Annotated in this window: 9 protein-coding genes; 6 read left to right on the top strand and 3 right to left on the bottom strand. The window is 48.6% G+C overall.

The genetic code is table 11. From position 1 onward, the window contains the following. Positions 1–30: 30 nt before the first annotated feature. Together LH51_RS06285 and LH51_RS06280 are read right to left on the bottom strand one after the other, a co-directional pair. Positions 31–738, bottom strand: coding sequence for an SDR family oxidoreductase (locus LH51_RS06285; protein WP_036520776.1), 708 nt, complete (start codon positions 736–738; stop codon positions 31–33). A 113-nt stretch (positions 739–851) separates the two neighbouring features. Next, positions 852–2,924 carry a putative bifunctional diguanylate cyclase/phosphodiesterase gene (locus LH51_RS06280; protein ID WP_052063508.1) on the bottom strand — a complete coding sequence of 691 codons (2,073 nt, stop codon included), beginning with the start codon at positions 2,922–2,924 and terminating at the stop codon, positions 852–854. Positions 2,925–3,162: 238 nt separating this feature from the next. Here LH51_RS06280 and LH51_RS18910 point away from each other — a divergent pair, with 238 nt between their 5' ends. Next, entirely contained in the window at positions 3,163–6,033 is a 2,871-nt protein-coding gene (locus LH51_RS18910; protein WP_052063507.1) for an EAL domain-containing protein, read from the top strand. Continuing rightward, on the top strand, positions 5,961–6,482 hold the full coding sequence (gene luxS, locus LH51_RS06270) for an S-ribosylhomocysteine lyase (RefSeq protein WP_036520774.1): 522 nt from the start codon (positions 5,961–5,963) through the stop codon (positions 6,480–6,482). The genes LH51_RS18910 and luxS overlap by 73 nt, the downstream gene beginning before the upstream one ends. 123 nt (positions 6,483–6,605) lie before the next feature. On the opposite strand, the gene LH51_RS06265 is transcribed toward luxS, so the two are convergent. Continuing rightward, positions 6,606–7,091, bottom strand: a complete 486-nt coding sequence (locus LH51_RS06265) for a GNAT family N-acetyltransferase (protein ID WP_036520772.1) — start codon at positions 7,089–7,091, stop codon at positions 6,606–6,608. An 84-nt stretch (positions 7,092–7,175) separates the two neighbouring features. Here LH51_RS06265 and LH51_RS06260 point away from each other — a divergent pair, with 84 nt between their 5' ends. From LH51_RS06260 to LH51_RS20435, 4 genes are all read left to right on the top strand, one after another. After that, complete coding sequence (locus LH51_RS06260) at positions 7,176–8,912, top strand: DEAD/DEAH box helicase (protein WP_036520770.1); 1,737 nt, start codon at positions 7,176–7,178, stop codon at positions 8,910–8,912. A gap of 121 nt (positions 8,913–9,033) precedes the next feature. Further along, positions 9,034–10,014 (top strand): cytochrome-c peroxidase, encoded by a 981-nt coding sequence (locus tag LH51_RS06255; protein WP_144244193.1) that lies wholly within the window; start codon positions 9,034–9,036, stop codon positions 10,012–10,014. Beyond that, a complete protein-coding gene (locus LH51_RS20440) occupies positions 10,014–11,249 on the top strand; it encodes a DAHL domain-containing protein (protein WP_052063506.1) in 1,236 nt (411 codons plus the stop codon). The genes LH51_RS06255 and LH51_RS20440 overlap by 1 nt, the downstream gene beginning before the upstream one ends. Further along, positions 11,246–13,219: a putative bifunctional diguanylate cyclase/phosphodiesterase gene (locus LH51_RS20435; RefSeq protein ID WP_327124450.1), complete on the top strand. Its 1,974-nt coding sequence runs from the start codon at positions 11,246–11,248 to the stop codon at positions 13,217–13,219. The genes LH51_RS20440 and LH51_RS20435 overlap by 4 nt, the downstream gene beginning before the upstream one ends. Position 13,220: the final 1 nt, after the last annotated feature.

The raw sequence follows: 13,220 nt of genomic DNA, 5'->3' as shown, positions 1-13,220 counted from the left end.
TAAAATTAGTCGTATAAAATACACAAGTGTTTAACTAAGATTACCAGGCAGCGGATCTCCGTTGTAATTATAAAACCCTCCAGAGACATAGTTATTTTTATCTTCAATTACTTGAATAATTCCCTTAGCACTCTCTTCTGTGGTAATTAATGCATTAGGACCACCCATTGCTGTTTGAACCCAGCCAGGATGCAAGGCTATCACACGCACACCAAAACCAGAGAGATCGATAGATAAGCTCTTGACCACCTGATTTAAAGCCGTTTTAGAACTGCGATAATAATAGCCTCCGCCTGATTGATTGTCCGTAATACTGCCAACTTTGCTGCTAATCATTGCCAGGGTTTTCTGCTGGCTAGCCGCTACCCTAGCATAGAGTGCCTGGGACAGCATCAGGGGTGACAGCGTATTTACCTCAAGCACCTGACGCCATATTTGCCGATCTATTTCTCCAAACTTAATCCGCCTGGGACCATAACAGCCCGCATTATGTATCAGCACATCAATACTTGTATCCCCCAGTGCACGATCCAATGCCTTGATCTGACTGTCGCTAGTCACATCAAGATAATGCAACTCAATCTGCTCGGGGAACTTTGCGGCCAGCGCCTGCAAATGCTCTGCCTGTAGCAAATCCCGGGCACAGGCATGAACTTGTGCCCCGTCACGCGCATACTGATAGGCCAGCTCAAGTCCGATGCCTCGACTGGCACCGGTGATCAACACAGTATTTGCCATTTTCCTGCCTCTGCATACCTGACAATTCACATCTCAGTGAAGCATGAATATCCGCAACTGACAAACCTTCACTCGCTACAAGACAGTAGATCAGTCTATTCTCGAACAGCCTCCTAGTACCCATTAACAAGCAAATCCCGGAAGTGATCTACACTGAGCGGCTTATAAAACAGGAAGCCCTGGGCTTTACTGCAACCAAGATCCAATAGCATCATTTGTTGCTCAGTGGTTTCAACGCCCTCGGCAATCACTTCCAGCTCCAGGCTGTCTGCCAGTGCTATTACCGTTTTAACAATACTGGCCGCGACCTTATCCGTGGTCATATCAGTCACAAAAGCCATGTCTATCTTTAACGTGGAAAGTGGCAATTTGCGTAAATACGACAGACTGGAATAACCGGTGCCAAAGTCATCCAGAGCGACCTTAAAGCCAGCATCACGAAGCTGTTTCAGTGAATCTATGACAGCTTCTTCACGTGACATTAATCCTGTTTCAGTTACTTCAAACTCGAACAAACCCGGGTCCAACCCGAACTTGATGACGGGATCCATTAAATGCTTAGCGAACCCGGGACGCTCAAGCTCATAAACCGATAGATTGATTGCCACCGGAGGCACTGTCAGTCCGGCAGTTTTCATTATTGCCAATTGACGGCAGGTTTCCTGCATAACCCAGTTCCCCAATTCCGCAATCAGGCCAGAACGCTCTGCAATCGGAATAAACACAGCCGGAGAAATAAACCCCAGTACAGGATGGCGCCAACGTACCAACACTTCAGCCGCATAGATCTTCCCGGTTTCCAACAACACCTTCGGTTGAAAATTGAGGCTTAAACCATTACCCAACACCGCTTCCCTGAGAGCCTGTTCAAGCACCAAGCGGTCGCGTGACTGAATACTCATATCCTGATTATAGAAGCAAAAGGTGTTGCGACCCGTCGCTTTGGCCTCTTGTAATGCTGTGCGCGCACAACGCAACAGATCTTCAACATTGTCAGCGTCATCCGGATAGAAAGATATTCCCATCGAGGGATTCATGTACAGAGTTTCGCCCCCTATTATAAAGGGCGCTTGTAATTGCACCTTCAGATCAAACGCCATCTGACTGATATCTAGCATCTGCCGAACGTCACTGACCACAACACCAAACTCATCGGCCCCCAAGCGCACCAGCGAATCTCTGCGGGACATTAAATCTTTCAGACGGCTACCCGCTTCTTTGATCAAAAAATCACTACAGGCATGGCCAAGACTGTCATTGATCAGCTGGATTTCACCCAGATCAATTTTAATTACCGCCATTCGGCTATGTGACCCGGCGCCGCCACGGATGCCTTGCTCAATACGATCGCGAAACTGGCTGCGATTACCCAGCCCGGTTAGTGGATCATGATTAACCAGATACTCAATTTCGGCTTCTCGCGCCCGCAGCTCAGAAAGGTCATGAAACACAGCCACGTAGTATTCAGTTTCATCACGACTGTTTTTCAGACAGTTAATAGACAACCACTGTAAATAAACACTGCCATCCTTACGACGATTCCAGATTTCACCCTGCCAACTGCCGCTAAGCGCCACCTCAGCCCAAAGTTTTTCATAGAAGGCGGCATCATGATGATTAGAACGTAGCAAGCGGGGTGTTTTACCCAGGGCCTCTTCAGCGCTATAACCCGTAACTTCAGTAAACGCACGATTCACCTGTAAAATACGTGCGAAGGCATCCGTCACGAATATGCCTTCAATGGTGTTATCGAATACCCGTTTAGCCAGGCGCTGCTGAATTTCTAATGCGTTAACTTCACGCAGGTCTTTGGCAAGACCTGTCATCCAGGCAACCTTACCCTCATCATCCACATGAGGGATCACCGTCAGGTGCACCGGAATAGCTCGCTGATTTAAATCTCTGAACTCAATATCACCCTTCCACCTGGTCAAATTTTTTACCAGTGAAGGAAAAACATGATCACTAAGCAGCGCATACACTTCAGGTGAGTGGAAATCAGCCACATACAAAGGCTCTTCGATCAAGTCTCTTTCAAGCGAGACCCCCAACATCTGCCGACCTGCCTGGTTAAGAAAAATCAAGCGCTGATCCAATGATACCGTGGCAATCATTTCATTGGCCGCTTCAAGGATATGCCCTTGCTGTTTTAACAACAGCAAGTATTCAGGAGACTGGGAAAGCATGTCGTTATCTGTATATATCATTGAATTTATTAATACTGAGTAAGGCCAGGTATTGGCAAGGCTGTGCTACTCATAGCTTAGTACATTTTCCACATATAAATTACTGTTTTTCCCTATAGATGTCTCTAGTATTTGACACACAACAAGTTATTCAAACACCAGTTACACTATACTGACCGGCAAGCTTGTATGTTCATTTTGAACCCTATTTTTTTGAACATTGAAGGAGTACTGGCTGTTGCATAACCCAACCAAGCCTGCAGTGCAGTTTTTTGGCTTGTTTTTTTCTTTGCTGCTGATCAGTTGCGCTCAACTTGTCTCTGCCGCTGAGACAGAGAAGTTGCGCATCGGTATTCTGGCTTTTCGCAGTCTGGACGCCACCCAACAACAGTGGCAGGAAACACTGAATCATCTAAATAAGACACTGCCTCAGTACGAACTTGAGCTTCAGGTTTTGTTTATGGACAGCATGACTGAAGCGGTGAATCAACAGCAGTTAGACTTCATTCTTACCCAGCCGGAACATTACATACTGCTGCGATCATCTGCAGGGGTTTCAGCATCAGCAACACTCATGCCGACTTTCAACGATCAGCCTCTGGAGCGCTTTGCTGGTGTTATAGTCGCCCTTGCAGACAGGCCTGAGCTAAATTCATTAAGCGCTATACGCGGGCAGCATATAGTTGCCGTTCACCCCAACTCCCTGGGTGCCTACCGTATTCAGCACTGGACGCTTAACCAGGCGGGCATACGTCTTCCCCAGGATGTAAACAAAGTAACCTATTCCGGACAGCCTCAGGACAAAGCGATTGAGATGTTACTTAACCGCCAGGCCGATGTGGCCTTCATTCGCTCAGGCGTCATGGAATCCATGATCCAGTCAGGCAAGCTATCGATTGATCAATTGCAGGTAATTAACCAACAACAACATCCTGAGTTCCCCCTGATTCACTCCACCCCACTGATTCCAGAGTGGGCGTTTGCGGCAATGCCAGCACTGGACCCACTGGTCGTTCGTGACATAACACAGGCACTGTATTCCATTCCACCCGATTCACAGGCAGCGCTTACTGGTGGATACTTTGGCTTTATACCACCGGTGGACTATGCCAACCTGGAACACATATTGCTGGAACTGCGCGTACATCCAGATCGCATCACTCACTTTGATATGCGTGATTTTGTGAACAAGTACCTTGCAGAAATCATTCTAGTCCTGACATTGAGTATCCTGCTGGCGGTAACCTGGGTGAGTTACGACATTCGCCAGCGCCAGAAACGTGCAGCAGATCTGCGTATTGCTGCGGCCGCTTTCAGAACCAATGAAGCGATCACTATCACCAATGAAAATAACCAAATCCTGCGTGTAAATGATGCTTTTACACGTATCACCGGATACAGCGAAGAAGAAGTTATCGGACGTAATCCCTCTATGTTTAGCTCGGGTTATCACCACCAGGATTTTTACAAGGCCATGTGGAACGCCCTGAATACGCAGGGATACTGGGATGGCGAAATCTGGAACCGGCGTAAAAACGGAGAAATTTTTCCAGAACACCTCAGTATCACCAAAGTCGCTGGCACACATCCGCGGCACTTTTATTTTGTTGCGTCCTTTGCTGATATTACCCAGGCAAAAGAGTCCAAAGAGAAAATAGAGCACCTGTCGCTGTATGATCAACTCACCGGACTGGCCAATATCGACCTGCTGCGTGATCGCATCCAGTCGGCATCGACGCGTACTCGAATGCAGAATAACAGCTTTGCCTTGATACTGATCGACTTAAGAAATTTCAAGCTGGTCAATGACAGCCTGGGACGTAGTGCTGGTGATCAACTTCTATGTGATGTGGCCGCACGGCTAACCGAAGCTTTACCCATCTACTCCAGCCTTGCCCGTCTGGCCGCGGATGAGTTTGTCATTCTATGTGAGTTTCGGGAGCACTCAGCCGAACAGGCGTTGTTTGATATAGAACACCTGATCAAGGATATACAGGGGATTTTCATCACCCCCTTTTCTATTCAGGATAAACCGGTTTACACCCAGGCGAATATCGGTATCGTACATTGTGCTGATGCTGACACGAGTGCAGATGAGTTACTCAAACGTGCTGACCTGGCCAAAAATCAATCCAAATTCAACACCCATAATAACGTCAGCTTTTTCGACCCGATTATGCAGCAGCAAGTGGATCAGGTGGTACAACTTGAAAATGATCTGCGCCATGCTTTGGATAAAAACCAGCTGCGGCTTTTTTTCCAGCCACAATATAATCGCCACCGGCTGATCACCGGGTGTGAAGCACTGATACGCTGGGAGCACCCGACTCAGGGGCTCATCTCACCGGCCGCCTTCATCCCTCTGGCTGAATCATCTGACCTGATACTACTGATAGGGGATTTTGTGATTGCTACAGCCTGCCAGACCCTGGCTACCTGGCAACAGCATCCCTACACGGCGAAATGGACACTGGCAGTTAATATCAGTGCCCGCCAGTTTCAATGCAATGATTTTGTCGAACGGGTACTGCAGCATGTCAGCGACTCCAGCGCTCCCGCTAACCGGCTTAAACTTGAGTTGACTGAAAGTCTGCTGATTGACTACTCAGATGAAGCCGTTGCAAAAATGAGCCAATTGAAACAGGCCGGAATTTGTTTTTCTTTAGATGATTTCGGCACAGGGTTTTCCTCGCTCTCCTATCTCAAGAAACTGCCCTTTGATCAAATCAAGGTGGATAAAGCCTTCATACATGACCTGTTAAATAATCATAGCGATGAAGCGATTATTCGTAGCGTACTGGCCATGGGAGAGGCATTTGGCATGAATGTGATTGCTGAAGGAGTAGAGACCGAACAGCAGCTACAAAAACTTGAAGCACTCGGTTGCCACCACTACCAGGGCTACTATTTCAGTAGGCCGCTATCGGATCAGCAGTTACGTATCTGCATTGCAGATGCAGCAGATGATCAGGCATCTGAATACCGCCTGGACAGCGTATATGCTACATTAAGTGTAAATGTAATCAGGAGTAGACTATGCCCTTACTTGACAGTTTTCGTGTTGACCATACCCGTATGCAAGCCCCTGCGGTTCGTACCGCCAAAATGATGCAAACGCCATCCGGCGATCCGATCACCGTGTATGATTTGCGCTTTTGTATTCCCAATCGTGAAATCCTCTCAGAGAAAGGCATCCATACACTGGAGCACCTGTTTGCCGGATTCATGCGTAATCACCTGAACAGTGATTCAGTTGAAATCATCGATATTTCACCCATGGGTTGCCGCACAGGTTTCTATATGAGCCTCATAGGCACACCAACCGAGCAGCAAGTTGCCGATGCCTGGACGGGTGCCATGCAGGATGTACTCAAGGTTAAATCAATGGAAGAGATTCCAGAACTGAATGCCTATCAATGCGGCACGTATACAATGCACTCACTCACCGAAGCACAACAAATCGCTAGCGATATTATCAATCGGGGTGTGGGTGTAAACAGTAATGATGAGCTGTATCTGAGTGAAGAGTTTTTGCAGGAAAAAGAAACGCAGGCTTAAAAAGTCCTGCGTTACAGTGAGTCATACCGCCTTCCCTGGGGTGTGACTCAGATCTCCTGTTGAATCTCGCTGAAGCGATTCATTAAACAGAATTCTAACAAATATAAAACAGAAAAAACAGAATTATTTCTCTATTTTCTTTTCCCAGAACTGTGCATTTCCTGCGTCCGGATCAAGCTGATAAGGCGCGTAGCCCAGACGGCTATAGGCCTTCTTTGCTATCGCATTTCCTTCCAGCACCTCCAGTGTCAGTTTGCAGCAACCCAGTGTTTTCGCAAAGATTTCAGCTGATTCAAACAACAGGCGTGAAATACCTTGCCCCCGGTAAGGACGACTGACCACCACATCATGAATATTCAACAGGGGTTTAGCCGCAAAGGTCGAAAAGCCCTCGACAGTATTCATCAAGGCTACCGGCTCATCTCCCGAGAAACCGATAAAACTATGCAAATGAGGTCTTTTTTGCATCTCTGTAACCAGATTTTCAACCACTGTTTCAGCTAAGGGCTCCCCTCCTCCCATAGGATCGCGGGCGTACTCACTGAGCAACTGCACCAGTGCATCGGCATGCTCAGGATGGGTGAGATCAGCTTTTACAATTGTTATCATGGTCGATTGCTTCCTATATTCATTCATGGCGAATTCCCAGCGGCACCTTTTGGCCCCTGACAAACTGCCCTGACAAGGCTTTAAATGCAACCAATTATACTACGTAATTACCAGCGCCAGGCAGTCGAAGCAACACTGACTCATTTCAGGCAAAGCACGGAATCCGCTGTAATAGTGTTACCGACAGGTGCCGGTAAAAGCCTGGTAATTGCCGAACTGGCACGCCTTGCACGCCAACGTATTCTGGTACTCACCCATGTCAGGGAGCTGGTCGAGCAAAACTATGCCAAATATGCGGCGCTGGGACTGCAAGCCGGTATTTTTTCGGCCGGACTACAACGCAGGGACAATCAACATCAGGTTACCTTTGCCAGCATTCAGTCCCTGGCCGGACATACACAGTTATTCAGTGAAACCTTTTCACTGGTGATCATTGATGAATGCCACCGTGTCAGCATTGATGAGAACAGCCAATATCAGCAAGTGCTGACCCACCTGCGCCAGCACAACCCCAAATTGAAACTACTCGGTCTGACGGCTACGCCCTACCGGCTGGGTGAGGGCTGGATTTACCGTCGGGATTATCGTGGTTTTGTCAGAGATACACTGAGTGCCACCTTTGAGCATTGCATTTATGAATTGCCACTTAGTCAACTTATTCGTGAAGGCTACCTGACGCCTCCGATTTGTATTGATGCAGCAACCCGCCATTATGATTTTTCCCAATTGAGTGCAGAAGGTAAAGGCGATTATGATACTGAAGAGGTTAATCAGCTTCTGCACAAGTACCCCCGAGTCACTCAGGCTATCTGTGAAGAGATCGTCAAGCAGGCTGTCAAACGCAAAGGCGTGATGATTTTTGCCGCCAGTGTCGATCATGCCCAGGAAATAATGACCTATCTTCCTATGGGTCAGGCCAGCCTGATTACAGGCCATACAGATACAACCGAGCGCGACCAGACACTGCTGGCGTTTAAGCAGCTACAGATCAAGTATTTGGTTAATATATCGGTTTTGACCACCGGGTTTGACGCACCGCATGTGGATTTCATCGCTATTTTACGCCCAACCCGCTCAGTCAGCCTGTATCAGCAAATAGCTGGACGAGGTTTGCGACTCTATCCAGACAAAAGCGACTGTTTGATCATAGATTATGCGGCGAATGGCTTTAACCTGTTCAGTCCCGAGGTAGGTTCACCCAAACCTGCAGCGAATACAAAGCCGGTACAAGTATTTTGCCCGGAGTGTAGCTTTGCCAATACCTTCTGGGGGCGAACCGATGACCAGGGCCAGGTTGTAGAACACTTTGGTCGACGCTGTCAGGGGCTGGTCGGTGAAACTCTGGTTGACCAGTGCCGTTTTCGTTTCCGCTTTCGCGAATGTCCGCATTGCAACGCCGAAAACGATATTACCGCAAGACGCTGTGAGCAGTGCAAGGGGATACTGATTGATCATGACGATCTGCTGAAACGGGCATTATCACTAAAGGATACACGGATTCTGCGCTGTGCCGGGATGACATTTACATTACAAGGCAGAGAATTGAGAGTAACCTACCATGATGAAGATGGCAAAACACTCAGTGAATACTTTGATCTAAACCAACCGGCACAACTGAAAGTGTTTAATCGTGTGTTCAGCCGCTGGCATGATGGTACGCAACGCACCCGTATCCATTCAGCACAACAGGCACTGAAGGTTGCAGATCGGTTAAAACACCCTGATTTCGTTATCGCCAGAAAGCACAAGCATTACTGGTCAATTAATGAAAAACTGTTTGATTATGTAGGTAGACACCGCAAAGCTTATGAATTGTACTAAAAGCCAACGTTTTATTGATACAGCGCAATCAAGCGACCAAAGGTGTGTTGAATTCTGCCTACACAAGAAGGATCATTAAGTTTCAGCCCCATGTATTGCACACCAGGTGCAGGAGATACGTTTGATCCTACAGGCTATGCCCTTACATTTACGTCAGTTGGCAACCTTATGTGTTAGCCTCGTGTTCAGTACTGTGCTTTTTGCAAACAATGCCATACTACCAGTGCCCGAAGCCCCTAATGAGCATACTGGCAAAGTACAGCTGGGCGACCAGCTGTTTCATGATGTGCGCTTATCCGCTGATAACACCATCAGTTGCGCCAGCTGTCATGACTTGGCACATAACGGCGCTGACCGACGTCCGTTTTCCGTGGGCGTTGGCGGTAAGCTGGGGCACATTCGCTCACCCAGCGTATATAACAGTCAGCTTAACCACGTACAGTTCTGGGATGGCAGGGCCCGCGATCTGGAAGAGCAGGTAGATGGCCCGGTGCATGACCCGGTAGAAATGGCCAGCAATTGGGACGAAGTGGTTGCCAAGCTAATGCTGGATTCGGACATGCAGCAGCAATTTAATGCACTCTTCCCTGATGGTATAACCCCAACCAATATACGCAGTGCACTGGCCAGTTTTCAGCGTACACTGGTACTCACTGATGCACCCTTTGACCGCTGGCTTCAAGGTGATGAAACCGCCATCACGGCGCAACAGCAGCGGGGCTATCAAAAGTTTCGTGACTATGGCTGTATCAGTTGTCACCAAGGTGCCAACGTCGGAGGTAATATGTTTGCCCGCATGGGGTCCCTGGAAAACTATTTTGCTCTCAAGGGCGAGGCTATTTCTCAGGCCGATTTAGGGCGGTTCAATGTAACTGGCCAAGACCAGCACCGTTATGTATTCAAGGTACCCGGATTACGTACTGCATCACTGAACAGCTTCTTCTTTCACGACGCCAGTGCAGATACTCTGGAAGACGCTATTGCCACCATGGCCCGCTTTCAGCTTGGACGTGAAATGACTCAAGAGGATATCACCGAGATTGCGGCTTTTATTCAATCACTCACCGGTGAACACCCTCGGCTTGATCGGGTGAAACACTAATGCAGTCCTTATCCCGTCCATTTCTGCTACTACTGGCACTAACGGTCGCTATTCTTATCTTGTTGTTTTTTCAGACACGCGCGATCAACAGTGTTGATCATACTCAGCGACTTGATCAGTTCCTGCAGTTACGCGAACTGGATGCCGCCCTGGATGAGCAAACCCTGCTAATCGCTACAGGTGTGCAGCATCAATATGATACGCAGGTAAACTATCGGCGTCAGCATGATCAACTGATGAGCCGCATGTTCAACACCGATAGCTCGTTCAATCAGGGGCTCAATCCACAATCCATAAAACTGTTGGAAAGTTATTATCAGGATCAGCAGCATAAATATGCACTGACCGAAGAGATAAAACACTATGCCGCGCTGATACGAAACGCCTTACTTTATATGCCAACACTGGTTCAAGAGCTACGCGAACAGAATCACCCTCAGCGGGATGCTGCTGCCAGACTGATGAGTCAGCTGTTTCGCTACCACCTGTTTCCGGAGCAGAATAGACTCACTGAGCTAACCCAGGCCATCGAGCCTCTCAGTCAGATCAAGGCTGATGCGCATCCGTCACTGTTATCCTTTGCCAGCCAGGCAAGCAGCAACCTGCGTCATTTGAAGAGTCTGCACCAGTACCGAAATGAATTTAATGCTGTGGATACCAGCCGCCAGTTACGTGCTCTGGAAAAAAGTTACCAGGATCATTACAACCAGAGCTCACGCCATGCCGAGGCCTTTACCTTGGCGCTATTGCTACTAACCTGCCTGTTGATGATACTGCTTGGCAGTATGTTCAGAAGCTTACAACAACTCAACCACCGCTCGGAACAGGCCCGCACACGCCTGCAGGATGCAGTAAACAGCTTATCTGAAGCCTTTGCACTGTTCGACAAACATGGCAAGCTGGTGCTGTATAACAAACGCTGGATCGAGTTCTATCCCTGGCTGAAGCAGACTAATGCCACTGACTGGTCAACCCTGCAAAGCATGAATAAGTCTCAGGGGGTGACTACGTCTTCACCGATTGCTGTGCCTCTGGATAGCACCCAGAACTACCTGGAGCATACCCAGGATGGCAGCTGGTATCAGGCTAGCAACAACCCCACAGCCGAAGGCGGGATTGCCAGTGTACGTACCAACATTACCGAAACCCAGCAAACGCATCTGAAGCTTCGACAGCTCGGGCGTGCACTGGAGCAAAGCCCCAGTGCCGTCATGATCACTGACACCCAGGTATAATTGAATACATCAACCCGAAGCTCTCCGAAATGACTGGCTATTCTTCGGAGGAGCTACTGGGGCAAAATAATAATATTCTTAAATCCGGTGAGATATCCGCTGATATTTTTACCGATATGTGGCAACAGCTGCGTGAAGGCAACATCTGGTCAGGCCAACTACTCAATCGCAAAAAGGATGGAACGCTTTTCTGGGATTCCACATCCATTTCCCCTTTGCGAACTGATACAGGTGAAATTAGTCATTTTATTGCAGTTAAGGAAGATATTACCGAGCGCCTCAGAGCCGAAGAGCAGCTGCGCATGGTCGCAGCCGTATTCGAAACCAGTAATGAGGCGATTATGGTGGCCGATCATCAGGGCACGATAAAAGTGGTCAATGCGGCCTTTGAACGTATTACCGGCTATAGCGCTGCAGAAGTTAAAGGGCAAAATCCCAGCATACTCAGCTCTGGCCGACATGATCGTTTCTTTTATAATGCCATGTGGGAAAGCCTTAATACTGAAGGATGCTGGTCAGGTGAAATCTGGAACCGGCGTAAGGATGGTAGTGTCTACCCGGAATGGCTATCGATTTCAGCACTGCATGATGACGAGGGTCAGATTACTGAATTTGTTTCCGTGTTCTCCGACATTACCAGCCGTAAGGAGGCCGAAGCGAATATTCGTCATCAGGCGTACTATGATGCACTGACACAGCTACCCAATCGTAGCTTGCTGCTGGACCGACTGGAAGTGGCCATTATTACTGCAGAGCGGGATCAACAAATGATATCCGTCCTGTTTATCGATCTGGATCGTTTCAAATACGTGAACGACACGCTAGGCCATGAGCACGGTGATGAGCTGTTGATGGAAGTTTCCAAACGCCTGACACAGTGTGTGCGCGAAAGTGACACAGTAGCCCGCTTTGGCGGTGATGAGTTTGTCATCCTGCTGCACAACATACAGTCTGATCGGGATGCAGCCTTGGTAGCTGAGAAGATCATTCGCAAGCTATCTGACCCTTTCACTCTGGCAGGCCGTGACATTATCATCGGTGCCAGTATTGGACTGGCCATGTATCCAGGGGAATCAGACGATCCCGATACCCTGCTGCGTAATGCTGATCTGGCCATGTACCGCGCCAAGCAAACCGGCCGTAACCGTTTCCAGTTTTTCACCAGCAGCCTTCAGGAACATGCCAACACACTGATGGAGATGGAGCAGAATCTGCGCCAGGCCCTGGAGCATGGCCAACTGGAAGTTCATTACCAGCCACTGGTTCGGGCGCAGTCAGGGCGTGTCACTGGTGTAGAGGCTTTGCTGCGCTGGCACCATCCAACTCTGGGGATGATTTCACCAGATCAATTTATTCCACTTGCAGAAGATACCGGCTTGATAGGCCCGATCGGTCAGTGGGTACTGGAAACAGCCTGTCAACAGATCAGTCTATGGCAACAACAGGGACTGAAGCTCTACCTGTCGGTGAATATCTCCGGGCGTCAACGCAATCTGGGTATGGATGCCCCGTTACTTCACCGTATTCTGCAAGAGTCCAGGCTTGAAGCCGCACAGCTGGTGCTGGAAATCACCGAAGGCATGTTACTGGAAAACAGTGAGGAAACCATTGCCTGGCTACAATCCTTCTGTGATCTGGGCGTGCACCTGGCGATTGATGATTTTGGTACCGGCTATTCAGCACTGAGCTACCTGAAGCGCTTCCCCATAGACACACTGAAAATTGATCGGGAATTTGTACGCGACCTGACACTGGATAACGAAGATGCCCTGTTGGTGGAAGCCATTATTTCCATGGCCCGAAGCCTTAAGCTGCGACTGATCGCTGAAGGCGTCGAAACGGCTGAACAGCGCAATGTACTTTTCAGCCTGGGATGTGAGTTTCTGCAGGGTTATTATTTTGCCAAGCCCATGCCAGCCGAAGCCCTGGTGGCATGGATGGCAGACTACCAGCCCATTCGCCTGAGCTAAG

Source organism: Nitrincola sp. A-D6, assembly GCF_000764495.1.
GTDB lineage: Bacteria > Pseudomonadota > Gammaproteobacteria > Pseudomonadales > Balneatricaceae > Nitrincola.
Note: the sequence above shows the minus strand (reverse complement) of the source record. Positions and strands in the feature narration are given on the sequence as shown.